The 14163-nt window shown below is 69.7% G+C and carries 17 protein-coding genes; 12 read left to right on the top strand and 5 right to left on the bottom strand.

The genetic code is table 11. The annotated features are described in order from the left end of the window. Window positions 1-63 precede the first annotated feature (63 nt). Complete coding sequence (locus DR046_RS15010; RefSeq protein WP_115383216.1) at window positions 64-2364, top strand: aldehyde dehydrogenase family protein; 2301 nt, start codon at window positions 64-66, stop codon at window positions 2362-2364. A 97-nt stretch (window positions 2365-2461) separates the two neighbouring features. Here the strand turns inward: DR046_RS15010 and DR046_RS15005 are convergent, their stop codons facing one another. Together DR046_RS15005 and DR046_RS15000 are read right to left on the bottom strand one after the other, a co-directional pair. After that, window positions 2462-3208: a sulfite exporter TauE/SafE family protein gene (locus DR046_RS15005; protein WP_115383215.1), complete on the bottom strand. Its 747-nt coding sequence runs from the start codon at window positions 3206-3208 to the stop codon at window positions 2462-2464. Window positions 3209-3251: 43 nt separating this feature from the next. Next, window positions 3252-4196 carry a LysR substrate-binding domain-containing protein gene (locus DR046_RS15000; RefSeq protein ID WP_167767128.1) on the bottom strand — a complete coding sequence of 315 codons (945 nt, stop codon included), beginning with the start codon at window positions 4194-4196 and terminating at the stop codon, window positions 3252-3254. 105 nt (window positions 4197-4301) lie between these two features. Here DR046_RS15000 and DR046_RS14995 point away from each other — a divergent pair, with 105 nt between their 5' ends. The 7 genes from DR046_RS14995 to mnhG are packed head-to-tail and all read left to right on the top strand — an operon-like array spanning window position 4302 to window position 10073. Next, a complete protein-coding gene (locus tag DR046_RS14995; protein WP_115383297.1) occupies window positions 4302-6542 on the top strand; it encodes a putative monovalent cation/H+ antiporter subunit A in 2241 nt (746 codons plus the stop codon). Further along, entirely contained in the window at window positions 6539-6961 is a 423-nt protein-coding gene (locus tag DR046_RS14990) for a Na+/H+ antiporter subunit B (RefSeq protein ID WP_115383213.1), read from the top strand. Before DR046_RS14995 ends, DR046_RS14990 begins: the two co-directional genes overlap by 4 nt. Beyond that, window positions 6961-7353: a Na+/H+ antiporter subunit C gene (locus DR046_RS14985; RefSeq protein ID WP_115383212.1), complete on the top strand. Its 393-nt coding sequence runs from the start codon at window positions 6961-6963 to the stop codon at window positions 7351-7353. The genes DR046_RS14990 and DR046_RS14985 overlap by 1 nt, the downstream gene beginning before the upstream one ends. Then, on the top strand, window positions 7350-8861 hold the full coding sequence (locus DR046_RS14980) for a Na+/H+ antiporter subunit D (protein ID WP_115383211.1): 1512 nt from the start codon (window positions 7350-7352) through the stop codon (window positions 8859-8861). The genes DR046_RS14985 and DR046_RS14980 overlap by 4 nt, the downstream gene beginning before the upstream one ends. Continuing rightward, entirely contained in the window at window positions 8858-9337 is a 480-nt protein-coding gene (locus DR046_RS14975) for a Na+/H+ antiporter subunit E (RefSeq protein ID WP_115383210.1), read from the top strand. Before DR046_RS14980 ends, DR046_RS14975 begins: the two co-directional genes overlap by 4 nt. After that, complete coding sequence (locus tag DR046_RS14970) at window positions 9334-9723, top strand: MrpF/PhaF family protein (protein ID WP_245190957.1); 390 nt, start codon at window positions 9334-9336, stop codon at window positions 9721-9723. Before DR046_RS14975 ends, DR046_RS14970 begins: the two co-directional genes overlap by 4 nt. Then, on the top strand, window positions 9720-10073 hold the full coding sequence (mnhG, locus tag DR046_RS14965) for a monovalent cation/H(+) antiporter subunit G (RefSeq protein WP_115383209.1): 354 nt from the start codon (window positions 9720-9722) through the stop codon (window positions 10071-10073). Before DR046_RS14970 ends, mnhG begins: the two co-directional genes overlap by 4 nt. Window positions 10074-10127: 54 nt before the next feature. On the opposite strand, the gene DR046_RS14960 is transcribed toward mnhG, so the two are convergent. The 3 genes from DR046_RS14960 to DR046_RS14950 are packed head-to-tail and all read right to left on the bottom strand — an operon-like array spanning window position 10128 to window position 11388. Next, entirely contained in the window at window positions 10128-10745 is a 618-nt protein-coding gene (locus DR046_RS14960; protein ID WP_115383208.1) for a DUF1523 family protein, read from the bottom strand. A gap of 9 nt (window positions 10746-10754) precedes the next feature. Then, window positions 10755-11021 carry a hypothetical protein gene (locus DR046_RS14955; RefSeq protein WP_115383207.1) on the bottom strand — a complete coding sequence of 89 codons (267 nt, stop codon included), beginning with the start codon at window positions 11019-11021 and terminating at the stop codon, window positions 10755-10757. A gap of 55 nt (window positions 11022-11076) precedes the next feature. Continuing rightward, window positions 11077-11388: a hypothetical protein gene (locus DR046_RS14950; protein ID WP_115383206.1), complete on the bottom strand. Its 312-nt coding sequence runs from the start codon at window positions 11386-11388 to the stop codon at window positions 11077-11079. Between the two features lie 75 nt (window positions 11389-11463). Between DR046_RS14950 and DR046_RS14945 the strand changes: the two genes are divergently transcribed. From DR046_RS14945 to DR046_RS14930, 4 genes are all read left to right on the top strand, one after another. Further along, a complete protein-coding gene (locus tag DR046_RS14945) occupies window positions 11464-12729 on the top strand; it encodes an acetylornithine deacetylase/succinyl-diaminopimelate desuccinylase family protein (protein ID WP_115383205.1) in 1266 nt (421 codons plus the stop codon). Continuing rightward, the gene (locus DR046_RS14940; RefSeq protein WP_115383204.1) at window positions 12726-13073 is read left to right on the top strand and encodes a YigZ family protein; all 348 of its coding nucleotides are present in this window, start codon (window positions 12726-12728) and stop codon (window positions 13071-13073) included. Before DR046_RS14945 ends, DR046_RS14940 begins: the two co-directional genes overlap by 4 nt. A gap of 38 nt (window positions 13074-13111) precedes the next feature. Next, a complete protein-coding gene (locus DR046_RS14935) occupies window positions 13112-13750 on the top strand; it encodes an endonuclease III domain-containing protein (RefSeq protein ID WP_115383203.1) in 639 nt (212 codons plus the stop codon). A 99-nt stretch (window positions 13751-13849) separates the two neighbouring features. After that, window positions 13850-14163, top strand: a 314-nt coding sequence (locus DR046_RS14930; RefSeq protein WP_209313596.1) for an SCO family protein, incomplete at its 3' end; no start/stop codon positions are given.

Genomic DNA, 14163 nt, shown 5'->3' with positions numbered 1-14163 from the left:
CCCCCCGGACCCCCCGGCATATTTGTGGAACATCGAAGGGGACGACCCCGGAGGCGAGGAACGATGAGCGTGGCCGAGATCTTCGAGAGCATGGACTGGGGCCCCGCCCCCGAAAGCAGGGCCGAGGCGGATGCCTGGCTCGACGGACAGGGGCGGCGCTTCGGGCATTTCATCGGCGGCAAGCGACTGGACGCCGGCGAGACCTTCGCGACGGTGAACCCCGCCACGGGCGAGGTGCTGGCCGAGGTCACGCAGGGCTCCGAGGCCGATGTCGCGGCGGCGGTGAAGGCGGCGCGCAAGGCGCAAGGGGCCTGGGCCGCGGCGTCGGGCCATGACCGGGCGCGGGTGCTTTATGCCATCGCGCGGGGGCTGCAGAAGCATTCGCGCCTCTTCGCCGTGCTGGAGGTGCTGGACAGCGGCAAGCCGATCCGCGAGGCGCGCGACATCGACGTGGCGCTGGCCGCGCGGCATTTCTACCACCATGCCGGCCATGCCGAGCTGGGCGACGAGGAGCTTCCGGGCGCCCGGCCCTGGGGCGTCTGCGGGCAGATCGTGCCGTGGAACTTCCCGCTCCTGATGCTGGCCTGGAAGGTGGCGCCGGCGCTGGCCATGGGCAACGCGGTGGTGCTGAAGCCCGCCGAGTGGACGCCGCTGACCGCGCTGGCCTTCGCCGACATCTGCCAACAGGCCGGGGTGCCGCCGGGCGTGGTCAACATCGTGACCGGCGACGGCGCGACGGGGGCCGCGCTGGTCCGGGCCGAGATCGACAAGCTGGCCTTCACCGGCTCGACCGAGGTGGGGCGAATCCTGCGACGCGAGACGGCGGGGCGCGGCATCGGCCTGACGCTGGAGCTGGGCGGCAAGTCGCCCTTCGTCGTCTTCGAGGACGCCGATCTCGACGGCGCCATCGAGGGGCTGGTCGACGCGATCTGGTTCAACGGCGGGCAGGTCTGCTGCGCCGGCTCCCGCCTGCTGGTGCAGGAGGGGATCGCGGAGGACTTCCAGCGCCGGCTGATCGCGCGGATGGCGAAGATCCGCGTCGGCGACCCCCTCGACAAGGCGGTCGACATGGGCGCCATGGTCCATGCCGAGCAGAAGGCGCGGGTCGAGGCGATGCTGGCGCGGACCTCGGGCACGGTCCACCGGGGCGAGGCGCCCGAGGGCTGCTACCTGCCGCCGGTGCTGGTGTCGGACCTGCAGTCCGCCGACCCGCTGATGCAGGAGGAAGTGTTCGGCCCGGTCCTCGCAATGACGACCTTCCGCACCCCGGCCGAGGCGGTGATGCTGGCCAACGACACGAGTTACGGCCTTGCCGCCTCGGTCTGGTCGCAGGATATCGACGTGGCGCTGGACTGCGCGCCGAGGATCGACGCCGGGATCGTCTGGGTCAACGGGACCAACATGATGGACGCCGCCGCCCCCTTCGGCGGCATGAAGGAGAGCGGCTTCGGGCGCGAGGGCGGGATTGCCGGGCTGCGCGCCTATCTGCGGCCTGAGACCGGGCCGAAGCTGTCGGCGCCGAAGCGCTACGAGGGCGAGGCAGCGCCGTCGGACCCGGTCGACCGGACCGCGAAGATGTATGTCGGCGGCAAGCAGGCGCGGCCCGACGGGGGCTATTCCCGCCCGGTATACGGGCCGAAGGGCGCCGTGGGTGAGGTCGGCATCGCCAATCGGAAGGACCTGCGCAACGCCGTCGAGGCGGCGCGGGGCGCGGCGGGCTGGTCGGCCTCGACCGGGCACCTCAGGGCGCAGATCCTCTACTACCTGGCCGAGAACCTGGCCGCGCGGGAGGCCGAGTTCGACGCGCGTCTGAAGGCGCAGGGCGCGAAGGACGCCGCCACGGATGCGGTGCGCGCGCTGTTCCGCTGGGCGGCCTGGGCCGACAAGCATGACGGGCGGACCCTGGGCGTGCCGATGGGCGGGCTGGCGCTGGCGCTGAACCGCCCGGTCGGCGTGATCGGTGCCTTCGCCGCCGAGGACGCGCCGTTGACGGCGATGGCGAACATGATCGGCGGCGCGCTCGCCACCGGCAACCGGCTGGTGCTGATCGCGCCCGAGACCGCGCCGCTGTCGGCGACCGATCTCTACCAGGTGCTCGACACCTCGGACGTGCCCGCCGGCGTGGTCAACGTACTGACCGGCGACCATGCAGAGCTTGCGCCTCAGATGGCCGGGCATCTGGGCGTGGATGCGGTCTGGTCCTTCTCCTCGGCCGAGATTTCGGGCGTGATCGAACGCGAGGCGGCGGCGGACCTGAAGCGGACCTGGGTCAACTACGGGCGCGGACGGGACTGGTCGGCCGCAGAGCCCTTCCTTTCGGCCGGGACCGAGGTGCAGACGGTCTGGGTGCCGTTCGGGCTCTGAGCTTCGCGCTCAGGGCCGAGGGAGGAGGAGACTCTGCCCTCCGCCCTTCGGCCCCCGCGGGACAGTCGCGGAGGGAAAAAGGAGGGCGCGCGGCCCCTCAGAGCACCGCGCGCAGCAGCGAGGCGGAGGCGAGGCCGATCAGGAGGCAGAGCGCGAAAGGCTTGTAGAACCGCTCCAGCGAGGGGCGGAAGATCGCCTGGCCGATGAGGACACCGGCCGCGGCGACTGGCGCGAGCGCCAAGCCGCGCGCCAGCGCCGGACCGTCGAAGAGGCCGAAGCCGGTCTGCCACAGCAGCGTCAGCAGGGACGACGCGAAGAGGAACAGCACCAGCGAGGCCCGCATGACCCGCGCGGGCGCCTCCTGCGCCAGCACGTAGAGCGCGACCACCATGCCGCCGATCGAGGCGATGCCGGTGACCACCCCCGCCAGCACGCCGGTGCCGACAAGGCCGGAATTGGTGGCAAGCCACGCCATGCGGATCCGTGCGAGTTGCAGCACCGCCAGCACGATCAGCACCCCCAGCGCCAGCAGGCGCGTATCCTCGACCGGCAGGCGCGTGGTCAGCCACAGGCCCAGCGGCACGCCCAGCGCCGAGGTGAAGGCGAGCGTCAGGGCGATCCGGCGGTCGGCCTCCCGCAGGCCACCGCGCAGCATCAGGAGCGAGGCGGTAATCTCCAGCGTCCAGCAGACCGGGATCAGCTCCCGCGGGGGGAGGATCGGGATCGCCGCGGCCATGACCAGCGCCGAAAGTGCAAAGCCCGCGAAGCCGCGCACCATCCCGGCGGCCAGCACGATGACGGCCAGCAGGGCGAAATCCGCGGGCGCGAGGGCGAGCATCTCCATCTCGCCGGGCTAGCCCCGCGGGCGCGGCGCGCATAGGGCCAGATCAGCGCGCTCCGTCGGCCATGTCCGGGCCGATCACCGTCACCTCGGGCGCGGCGGCGCGCAGGATGGTGCGGATGTCCGCCGCCAGCCGCTCGAAGGCGCGGCCCTGCGCGGCGGTCTTGCGCCAGATCAGCCCTATGTCGCGGCCGGGCTGCGGGTCGGGTAGCGGACGGGCCGTGACCAGCTTTTCGCGCGCGACCTCCGAGCGGACATAGAGCGCGGGCAGGATCGAGAGGCCGAGCCCGGTCGCCACCATCTGCCGCAGCGTGTCGAGCGAGGTGCCCTCGTAGTCGAGCGAGAGGATCGCGCCGACCTCCTCGGCGAGGTCGGCCACGGTGTCGTGCAGCCGGTGCCCGGTCTCGAGCGTCATCACCGTCTCGCCGCGCAGGGCTTCGGGCGGAACGCGGTCGCGCGCGGCAAGCGGGTGGTCGCTGGGCATCACCACCAGCAACGGCTCGTGGAAGAGCGGGACGTGACGGAGTCCCCCGTCCTCGATCGGAAGGGGAAAGAACAGAAGGTCCAGCGTCCCCTCGCGCAGCCGGCCCATCAGATCGGCGGCCAGCCCCTCCCGGACGTAGAACTTCAGCCGCGGATAGGCGTCGTGCAGCGCGGGCAGGATCAGCGGCAGGAAATAGCCGCCGAGCGAGCCGACGATGCCGACCCGCATGGTTCCGTCGAACGGATCGGCCCCGGCACGGGCCAGTGCGGCGATGTCGGCCACGTCGCGCAGCACGCCGCGGGCGCGGTCGGCGACCTCGCGCCCGACGGGCGTGAGGGTGACGCCGGCGCGCGACCGCTCGACCAGCTGGACGCCGAGCTTGTCCTCGAGCTCGCGCAGCTGCGCCGACAGCGTGGGCTGCGTGACATGGACGCTCTCGGCGGCGCGACGGAAATGGAGGCTGTCGGCCACGGCGACCAGATAGCGGAACTGTTGAAGCGTGGGCATGGGGGCCTCGATAGTCATCTGCTATCGTAATTTAAGCATTGCGGGGGTTTGAACAATCAAAATCCGCGGCCTATGTTCACCTGCATCGCGAATCCGGGACGGCGCATGGCACAGAGCGACAGCAGCGGCAGACCGCTCGGCGGATCGGCCGGGATCATCTCCATCCTCGTGCCGGGTGCGCTGTTCGTCTGGTTCCTGCAATTCCTGCCCGCGGTCGCGGCAGGCGAGACGATCCTGTTCCGCATCGACTGGGTGCCGTCGCTGGGCGTCTCGATCGGAATGCTGCTCGACGGGCTGAGCCTGAGCTTCGCGCTGCTGATCACCGGGATCGGGACGCTGGTGACGCTCTATTCGTCGTCCTACTTGGGCGGACACGTCCACTATACCCGCTTCGTCTGCTACCTGCTGGCCTTCATGGCGGGCATGCTGGGCCTTGTCCTGTCGGACAACCTGCTGGCGCTGTTCGTCTTCTGGGAGATCACCACGATCTCCTCCTACCTGCTGATCGGGTTCAGCGCGGACGAGGCGAAGTCGCGGCGCAACGCGCTGCAGGCGCTGCTGGTGACGGGGACCGGGGGCCTCGCCTTCCTCGCCGGGATAATCCTGCTCGGCGGGGTCACGGGCACGTTCGACCTGTCGGAGATCGAGGGGTCGCTGGCCGATCATCCGCTCTACCTGCCGATCTTCCTGCTGGTCGTGGCGGGCGCCTTCACCAAGTCGGCGCAGGTGCCGTTCCATTTCTGGCTACCCAACGCGATGGCCGCGCCGACGCCGGTCTCGGCCTATCTGCACTCGGCGACGATGGTGAAGGGCGGCGTCTACCTGCTGGCGCGGATGAACCCGACTCTGGGCGGGACCGAGATCTGGTTCTGGACGCTGGTCCTGTTCGGGGGCTTCACGGCGGTCTTCGCCTCGATCCTCGCCATCAAGCAGACCGATATCAAGCAGGTGCTGGCCTACACGACGCTGATGGCGCTGGGCACGCTGGTGATGTTCATCGGGCTCGGCACCTCCGAGGCGATCAAGGGCGCGATGGCCTTCCTGCTGGTCCATTCCTTCTACAAGGCGGCGCTGTTCCTGATGATCGGGCTCGTCGACCACGGGACGGGCACGCGCGACGCGACGGTGCTGCGCGGGCTGGCCCGGGCGATGCCGCTGACGGCGCTGGCCGCAGGGCTCGCCGCGATCTCGATGGCGGGCATCCCGCCGAGCATCGGCTTCATCGGGAAGGAGTTCCTCTACAAGGCGTCGATCGGGTCGGAATTCGGAGCGATCTGGGCCACCGTGTCGATCTTCTCCGCCTCGGCGCTGATGTTCGCCGCCGCAGGGATCGTGGCCTGGCGGCCCTTCACCGGCAGGCTGGCCGAGACCCCGATCGCCCCGCATGAGGGGCCTTGGGCGATGCTGGTCGGGCCGCTGCTGCTGGCCTGCCTGGGGCTGGGGCTCGGGATCTTCCCGGACTATGCCGAGGTGCTGGTGCGCCCCGCCACCGCCGCCGTCTATGGCAGTCCGGTGGACGTCGACCTCTACCTCTACCGGGGGGTCAACGCGGCGCTGATCCTGTCGCTCGTCACCTTCGCGGCCGGCTGGCTGCTCTACATGCTGCACGGTCGCCTTCGGGACCGGCTGCGGCGGTCGCCCGACCGCTTCGATCCGGGCTGGGACCGGCTGATGGACGGGGTGCTTGCCGGGGCCAAGTGGCAGGCGCGGCTGATCCAGACGGGGCAGTTGCGGCGCTATCTGTTCGTCACCTTCCTGACCCTGGCCGTGGCCCTGGTCTGGTCGATCTGGCGCGCCGGACTGAGCCCGACGCCGGACCTGGGCGACGACCTGCGGATCAAGCACTGGGCGGTCCTCGTCTTCATCACTGCGGGCGCGGCGATCGTCGCCTTCACCAACTCGCGCATGACCTCGGTCGCGGCACTCGGCGTCGTGGGCGTCGGCGTCGCGCTGATCTTCATCATGTTCGGCGCGCCGGACGTGGCGATCACCCAGCTTCTGGTCGAGGTGCTGCAGGTCGTGCTCGTCGCGGTCGCGATGCTGAAGCTGCCGGTGCTGAACCGCGAACACGTCAAGACCATCCGCGGCTGGGACTTGCTTCTGTCGCTGGTGATCGGCGTATCGACGACGCTGGTGCTGCTCGCCGTGATGGACACGCCCTTCGACCTGCGCCTGACCGTGTTCTTCGAGCAGGCCTCGGCCCCGATTGCCTACGGGCGCAACATCGTCAACGTGATCCTCGTCGACTTCCGGGCGCTCGACACGTTCGGCGAGATCGCCGTGGTCGTCATCGCCGCGCTGGGGGCCTTTGCCTTGCTGCGCGGCACGCGGAGGCAAAGCCGATGAAATCCTCTCTCATCGTCCGGGCCGCCACGCGCCTGCTGGTCGGCCTGCTGCTGATGTTCTCGATCTGGATGCTGCTGCGCGGCCATAACGAGCCGGGCGGCGGCTTCATCGGTGGCCTGATCGCCGCGACCGGCTTCATCCTCTATGCCATCGCCCACGGTTGCCGCGCCGCGCGCGAGGCCCTGCGGCTGGAGCCGCAGACAATCGCCATGGTGGGTCTGGGCGTGGCGCTGGCCGCCGGGGCCTTCGCGGCAATCCCGGGCGACGCGCTCTTCACCGGGCAATGGCTGTTCCTGTGGCCGGGTCCGGACACGAAGGGTATCCCGATCTCGAACATCCTCGTCTTCGACATCGGCGTCTATCTCGTGGTCATGGGCTCGGTCCTGACCCTTGTCCTGGCCCTGGAGGAAGAGGTCTGATGGAGGTCTTCGTCGCCATCATGGTCGGCGCGCTGGTCACCGCGTCGGTCTACCTGATGCTGGCCCGCAACGTGCTGCGCTTCCTGTTCGGCCTCGTCCTGCTGTCGAACGCGGCGAACCTGCTGATCTTCTCCGCCGGCGGCCTGACGCCCGAGGCGCCACCGCTGATCGCGCCCGGCGCGGACCTGCCGCCCGCGGGCGTGGCGAACGCCCTGCCCCAGGCGCTGGTGCTGACGGCCATCGTCATCGGCTTCGGCCTCTTCGCCTTCGCGCTGGTGCTGATCTATCGCGGCTACCAGAACCTCGGCACGCTCGACAGCGACGAGATGCGGCTGGCTGAGCCGCGCGAGGGCGAGGCGGCAGATCCCCTTCGGAGCGCCGAGGCACGATGAGCGCGACCTGGCTTCTTCCGCTGCCGATCGTCCTGCCCTTCGCGACGGCGGTGCTGGCCTTCCTGTTCCGGCGCGGGCCGGAGGGGCGGTGGATTTCGGTCTTCGGCTCGGCGGTCACGCTGTTCCTCGGCGTGCTGCTTCTGATCGAGGTGCTGTCCTACGGTCCGCAGGCCGCGCAGATGGGCGAATGGCCCGCGCCCTTCGGGATCACGCTGGTCGCAGACACCCTGTCGGCGGTGATGGTGGTCATCACCGGGATCACCGGCCTCGCCGTCGCGGTCTACGCCGTGGCCGAGATCGACGGCGACATGGAGGAGTTGGGCTATCACGCCCTGTTCCAGGTTCTGATCGCGGGCGTGTCGGGCGCGTTCCTGACCGGAGACCTGTTCAACCTCTATGTCTGGTTCGAGGTCATGCTGATCTCGTCCTTCGGCCTCCTGGTGCTGGGCGGCAAGCGGGTGCAGCTGGACGCCGGGATCAAGTACGTGACGCTGAACCTCGTCTCGACGATCCTGTTCCTCAGCGGCATCGGCCTTCTCTACGGGACGACCGGGACGCTGAACCTGGCCGATCTGAGCCGCATCGCCCCGACCGTCGATCCGGGCCTGATGACCGTCATCGCGATGATGTTCATGGTCGGCTTCGGCGTGAAGGCGGCGGTCTTCCCGCTGTTCTTCTGGCTGCCCGCCTCCTACCACACGCCGAGCTTCGCGGTCTCGGCGGTCTTCGCGGGGCTGCTGACCAAGGTCGGCGTCTACGCGATGATGCGGATGTTCACGCTGGTCTTCACCCAGGACATCGCCTTCACGCATACGATCCTGCTCTGGGTGGCCTGCCTGACCATGGTGACGGGCGTGCTGGGCGCGGCGGCGCAGACCGATTTCCGCCGCATCCTGTCGTTCCACATCATCAGCCAGATCGGCTACATGGTGCTGGGCCTCGCGCTGATGACGCCGCTCGCGCTTATGGGCGGGGTGTTCTACCTCGTCCACCACATCATCGTGAAGGCCAACCTGTTCCTCGTCTCGGGCGTCGCCAACCGCATCGCCGGCGCGACCGAACTCGGCCATATCGGCGGGCTCTACAAGGGGGCGCCGCTTCTGGCCTTCCTGTTCCTGATCCCGGCCTTCAGCCTCGCGGGCTTTCCGCCGCTATCGGGCTTCTGGGCGAAATACGTGCTTGTGAAGGCGTCGATGGACCTGCAGCTCTGGGTCGTCGCCTTCACGGCGCTGGCGGTCGGGCTGATGACGATCTACTCGATGACCAAGATCTGGGGGCAGGCCTTCTGGAAGCCGCATCCCGGCGGCACGGTGCCCAGCCTCTCGACCCTGCGCCCCGGTGAGCGGATGGCCCTGCTGACGCCCATCGGTGCGCTCGCCCTGATGACGGTGCTGATCGGCCTCTTCCCCGAGCCCTTCGTGCTGGTCGCCGAACGGGCCGCGGGCGAGCTTCTCGACCCGTCCGCCTACATCGCCGCCGTCCTCGGAGAGGAGGAGATCCTGCAATGAGCCTGTTTCTCCTGAACATCCTGCTCGCCATCGCCTGGGCGGCGCTGACCGGCACCTTCACGCTGGCGGGGCTGGCCGTCGGCATGGTGATCGGGTTCTTCGCGCTCTGGGTGGCGCAGCCGCTCTTCGAGAACCGGGGCGGCGGCTACTTCACAAAGGTCTGGCGCTGGCTGAAGCTGGTCGTCCTGTTCCACTACGAGCTGATCGTCTCGTCGCTCTCGGTCGCCTGGGACGTGCTGACGCCGCGCCACCGGGCACGCCCCGGCATCATCGCGGTGCCGCTGAAGGCCAAGGGCGAGGCCGAGGTGCTGCTGGTCACCAACCTGATCTCGCTCACCCCCGGCACGCTGAGCCTGGACGTCACGGCGGACTGCAACACCCTCTTCGTCCACGCGATGTTCGCCGACGATCCCGAGAAGATCGCCAGCGACATCACCAACGGCATGGAACGCTGGGTGCGGGAGGCGCTGGAATGAACGAGGCCGTGACCCTGCCGCTGACCGCCACCATGCCGATCCTAGCCTTCTCGGTGCAGGCCGGGTTCGTGATGGTGATGGCGGGCATCGTGCTGGCCTTCGTGCGGCTGGCGAAGGGGCCGAGCCTGCCCGACCGGGTCGTCGCGCTCGACACGATGACGGTTCTGATCGTCGCCTTCTGCGGGCTCTTCGTCTTTGAAAGCGGCTCGACCGCGTTCCTCGACGTGGCCGTCGTGCTGGCGCTGATCGGATTCCTCGCGACCGTGGCGCTGGCCCGGTTCATCGAGCGCAAGACCGACCGCGCGCCCTCGGGCAAGCTGACCCAGACGCCCGAGCCGGTGGCGCCCCGGCCCGAGCCCGTCCCGGACATCGAGGACCTGCCATGATCCTGGAGCTCTTCCTGTCCGCCTGCGTCCTGCTGGGCGGCTTCTTCGCCTTCGTCGCGGGGCTGGGCATCCTGCGGCTGCCCGACGTGCTGATCCGGATGCACGCGACCACCAAGGCCGGGACGCTGGCCTCGGGCCTCATCATGCTGGCGGTAGCGGTGGGCCTCGGCGACGTGCCGACGATCGCCCGGGCGGTGATCATCGTGCTGTTCCTGCTGCTGACGGCGCCGGTGGCCGCCCACATGATCGGCCGCGCGGCCTTCCGGTCGGGCGTGCCGCTCTGGGCGCCGACGAAGGTCGACCCGACCGCGAAGATGAAGCTGGGCGTGCGCGAGGCGCCGAAGCGGTAGGGCGCGCCTCTCCCGCTGCGCGTCGTCCGCGGACGAGGAGCCCCGCCTCGTCCGTCACCTGCCCCGGAACCAGTCACGGATGCCACGCCGCCGCTCGGCCAACTGGTCGCCCGCATCGTCCCAGGCCTCGCTCGCGTCGGCGGCGAGACGGCGGCGCAGGCGCATGACCCGGACCGCGATGGCCCAGACGAGGGCCAGCACCACAAGCAGGAAGACGATGTTGAACCACGGGATCAGCGTCACCTCCGGCCCCGCCACCGGCCGGATCGAGACGGCGTTCGGGTAGATCGACAGCCATTCCAGGCGCCAGCCGTAATGGCGCACCGCGACCCATTCCGGCGTCAGGTCCGAATCGTAGTCGTTCGCCTCTGCCTGCAGGTTGCCCGAGTCGAACTTGAAGTAGGGCGGCCAGAAACCGGTGTCCTGGTTGCGGTAGACGCGGGGGCGGCGATTCTCGTCCACCGCGTTGATGAAGCGCACGTCGCGGCTGGCATTGGCCTCGTTGCCGAGATCGGGACCCGAGTAGAAGGGCGCGTTCCAGCCGGAGGTGTCGACCCGGATGACCTCGGTCCCGGTGATCCGCACGATGTCCCGGTCGGGCAGGTTGTAGTGCAGAAACCCGCCGACGATCAGCGCGACGATCAGCAGAAGCACGAGTTTCACGAGGCGCATCGGGATCTCCTAGAGGCTGTTGAGGACCAGGGCGGCCCCGAAGACCAGGGTCAGCGGGAAGACGTAGACGCCGAGGATCAGCTTGCGGCGCAGGTGGGGAGTGGCGTCGCGCAGCCCGTTCTCGACGAAGGTATGCTCCGGCAGGGGCGGCCGCTCCTGCGCCCACTGCTCCTGCAGCCGCTCCTTCAGGCCGGCGCGGGCATAGAACCAGAGCGAGATGTAGACCACCGTCAGCGCGACGGCGAGCACGATCAGCAGGCGGGGAATGGGGATCATCGGCGGCCTCCGTCGCGGTCGACCTGTGGGCGCGCGGGGGCGCGGTCAAGACGGGTCACCATTCCGCCTCGGTCCATTTGCGCGGCAGGTTGGCCAGCGACAGCACGAGGATCGGCGCCCAGAGCAGCGCGCTGCGCGCCGAGAGCAGGACGAAGTGCCAGGGCGCCTCGCGCCAGACCGCTCCGCCCGCCTCGCCATAGAGCAGCACGAAGCCCGAAGCCGCCACGATCGCCAGCAGCATGAAGGAGACGAGGCCGTTCACGACCAGCCAGCCCACCCCTTCGGGCAGCAGCTTGCCGATCCCCGCGGGGACGAACCAGGCCAGCAGGGCCAGGCCCAGAAGGGGAAACACGACATCGACGAACATGCGCCTTCTATCGGCGAGCCCCGCGCGCCTGTCCACCTCTGGCGCCCGCCGGCGTTTCGTGGCCAAGTGACGCGCATGGACGCCCTTCTGACCGAAATCGAGGCCCGCGCCGACGAGATCGCCGCGCTGACCGCCGACCTGATCCGCATCCCCACCCTGAACCCGCCCGGCACGCATTACCGCGCCATATGCGATCTGGTCGCAGGCCGGATGCGCGACCGCGGTTGGCAGGTCGAGATGATCCGCGCCGAGGGTGCGCTGGGCGACAGCGACGCCTATCCGCGCTGGAACGCGATCTGCAGGCTGGAAGGCAAGGCTCCGGGCGAGACGGTGCATTTCAACTCCCATCACGATGTCGTCGCGGTGGGCGAGGGCTGGACCCGCGACCCGTTCGGCGGAGAGATCGCCGAAGGCCGCGTCTGGGGCCGCGGCGCCTGCGACATGAAGGGCGGGCTCGCCACCTCGATCGTCGCCGCCGAGGCCTTCGCCGATCTCTGCCCCGGCTTCGCGGGGGCCATCGAGATCAGCGCCACCGCCGACGAGGAATCGGGCGGCTATGGCGGCGTCGCCCATCTGGCGGAGCTCGGCCGCTTCGCCCATGTCGATCACGTCATCATCCCCGAGCCGCTGGGCAAGGACCGCATCTGTCTCGGCCACCGCGGCGTCTGGTGGGCCGAGATCGAGACGAAGGGCCGCATCGCCCACGGCTCCATGCCCTTCCTCGGCGATTGCGCCGTGCGCCACATGGGCGCCGTCATCGACGAGATGGAGCGTACGCTGCTCCCCCTCCTCGCCGGCCGCCGAACCGAGGCGCCGGTCATTCCAGACGGCGCGCGGCAGCCCACGGTGAACCTCAATTCGATCCACGGGGGGGAACCGATCCAGCCCGAAGGCTATACCGGCCTGCCCTCGGCCTGCGTCCCCGACCGCTGCGTTCTGACCATCGACCGCCGCTTCCTGCCCGAGGAGGACATCGCCGAGGTCAAGGCCGAGATGCATGCCCTGATGGAGCGGGTCCGCGCCGCGCGTCCCGGCTTCCGCTACGAGATCCGCGACCTCTTCGAGGTGCTGCCGACGATGACGCCCGAGGACGCGCCCATCGTCGAGACGGTGCGCCGCGCCGTCGCCGACGTGATGGGCCGCGACGCGGGCTTCGTCGTCTCGCCCGGCACCTACGACCAGAAGCATATCGACCGGATCGGACGGCTGCGGAACTGCATCGCCTACGGGCCCGGCGTTCTGGACCTCGCTCACCAGCCCGACGAGTGGATCGGGATCGACGACATGGTCGACGCGGGCAAGGTCATGGCGCTGTCGCTGCACCGCCTGCTGGGCGCGTGAAGACGCTCCACCTCGACATCAACGACCGGGGCAGCCGCTACGCCGTCACCGGCGCGCCCGCCACCGATGCCGAGGCGGCGAAGGCCGTGGTGAAGGCGCTTTGCCGCGACAAGGCCTTCGCGAAGGCGACCCACAACAGCTGGGGCCTGATCGGCGCGGAAGGAGCGGCCAAGAACGACGACGGCGAGGCGGGCGCCGGCATGGTCATCCTGCGCATGCTGAAGCGCGCGGGGCTGCACGACCACGTCGTCATCGTCACCCGCTGGTACGGCGGCAAGCAACTCGGCGGCGATCGCTTCCGCCACGTTCAGACCGCCGTGCGCACCTATCTCGACACGCTCTGACCCTGCCCGGGCGAACCGGCCGCCCTAGCTGCACATCCATGCTCGATCCCGACCAGATGGCGGAGGTCTTCGCCCGCCTCCGCGCCACCAATCCCGACATCGCCCCGCCGAAGGCCAAGGGCGGCCGCACGGCCTTCCGTTCGGTCGTGTCCTGCATGCTCTCGGCCCAAAGCCTCGACCGCGACACCGCCGCCGCGGCGGACGCGCTCTTCGCGCTCGCCGACACGCCCGAGGGCATCCTCGCGCTGGCCGACGAGCAGATCACGAGCGCGATCCGGCCCTGCGGGCTCTACAACGTGAAGGCGCGGAACCTCCGCAAGATGTGCCGCAGGCTGATCGAGGAGCACGGTTGCCGTGTGCCAGAGGACCGCAAGGGCCTGATGTCGCTGCCGGGGGTCGGCCGGAAATGCGCCGACCTCGTGCTGCACTTCACCTTCGGCCAGCCGGTCATCGCCGTCGACACCCATGTCCACCGGGTCTGCAACCGGACCGGGCTGGCGCAGGGCAGGACCGAGGCGCAGACCGCCGCCAGCCTCGACGGACGTATCCCCGAGGCGTACCGAATGCCGGGCCACCTGCTGCTGCTCGACCACGGCAAGCGCATCTGCCGCGCCCGCGCACCGCGCTGCGGCGACTGCGTGCTCGTGGACCTGTGCGAGGCGGGCCCGATCCCGTGATGTGCCAGGCGCGGCGCCCCGGCGCCGGGCTGGGTGGCCAACCCGGTCCCTGATTTCGACAGCCAATGGCGGCCAACGGGCCGTCGCGGCGTCCCCCGCATGCAGCCCGACCTTGAGGGCCCCACCCAGCTGATCTTCTTCGACTACGGGAGTTGCCAGTCGATCTGCGCCGTCGCTCTGCCGGTCATCCCCGAGGTCGCCGCCATGCTCGCGAACCGGGGCGTGTTGGTCGTCGCCCTCGTGATCATCATCGACCCGAGCCGCGACTCGGTCGGGACGATAGGCCCCGCCTTAGTACTACAGTTGCGCATTTTCAGCAGATGTGGCTCTTTGCGCTACGTGGAGCGGGAGTGGAGGGTTGGGCGATGGCATCTGCGGTCTTGGCAGGTGCGCTGGTGGACTGGCGTGCGGAG

This window comes from Jannaschia formosa (assembly GCF_003340555.1).
Lineage (GTDB): Bacteria > Pseudomonadota > Alphaproteobacteria > Rhodobacterales > Rhodobacteraceae > Jannaschia > Jannaschia formosa.
The sequence above is the reverse complement of the archived record's forward strand: the minus strand, read 5'-3'. Positions and strand labels throughout refer to the sequence as shown.

What these genes read in the sequence shown, in the direction of transcription:
- DR046_RS15010 (WP_115383216.1), top strand. Translation starts at nt 64, where the DNA reads ATGAGCGTGGCCGAGATCTTCGAGAGCATGGACTGGGGCCCCGCCCCC.
- DR046_RS15005 (WP_115383215.1), bottom strand. Translation starts at nt 3,208, where the DNA reads ATGGAGATGCTCGCCCTCGCGCCCGCGGATTTCGCCCTGCTGGCCGTC.
- DR046_RS15000 (WP_167767128.1), bottom strand. Translation starts at nt 4,196, where the DNA reads ATGCCCACGCTTCAACAGTTCCGCTATCTGGTCGCCGTGGCCGACAGC.
- DR046_RS14995 (WP_115383297.1), top strand. Translation starts at nt 4,302, where the DNA reads ATGGCACAGAGCGACAGCAGCGGCAGACCGCTCGGCGGATCGGCCGGG.
- DR046_RS14990 (WP_115383213.1), top strand. Translation starts at nt 6,539, where the DNA reads ATGAAATCCTCTCTCATCGTCCGGGCCGCCACGCGCCTGCTGGTCGGC.
- DR046_RS14985 (WP_115383212.1), top strand. Translation starts at nt 6,961, where the DNA reads ATGGAGGTCTTCGTCGCCATCATGGTCGGCGCGCTGGTCACCGCGTCG.
- DR046_RS14980 (WP_115383211.1), top strand. Translation starts at nt 7,350, where the DNA reads ATGAGCGCGACCTGGCTTCTTCCGCTGCCGATCGTCCTGCCCTTCGCG.
- DR046_RS14975 (WP_115383210.1), top strand. Translation starts at nt 8,858, where the DNA reads ATGAGCCTGTTTCTCCTGAACATCCTGCTCGCCATCGCCTGGGCGGCG.
- DR046_RS14970 (WP_245190957.1), top strand. Translation starts at nt 9,334, where the DNA reads ATGAACGAGGCCGTGACCCTGCCGCTGACCGCCACCATGCCGATCCTA.
- mnhG (WP_115383209.1), top strand. Translation starts at nt 9,720, where the DNA reads ATGATCCTGGAGCTCTTCCTGTCCGCCTGCGTCCTGCTGGGCGGCTTC.
- DR046_RS14960 (WP_115383208.1), bottom strand. Translation starts at nt 10,745, where the DNA reads ATGCGCCTCGTGAAACTCGTGCTTCTGCTGATCGTCGCGCTGATCGTC.
- DR046_RS14955 (WP_115383207.1), bottom strand. Translation starts at nt 11,021, where the DNA reads ATGATCCCCATTCCCCGCCTGCTGATCGTGCTCGCCGTCGCGCTGACG.
- DR046_RS14950 (WP_115383206.1), bottom strand. Translation starts at nt 11,388, where the DNA reads ATGTTCGTCGATGTCGTGTTTCCCCTTCTGGGCCTGGCCCTGCTGGCC.
- DR046_RS14945 (WP_115383205.1), top strand. Translation starts at nt 11,464, where the DNA reads ATGGACGCCCTTCTGACCGAAATCGAGGCCCGCGCCGACGAGATCGCC.
- DR046_RS14935 (WP_115383203.1), top strand. Translation starts at nt 13,112, where the DNA reads ATGCTCGATCCCGACCAGATGGCGGAGGTCTTCGCCCGCCTCCGCGCC.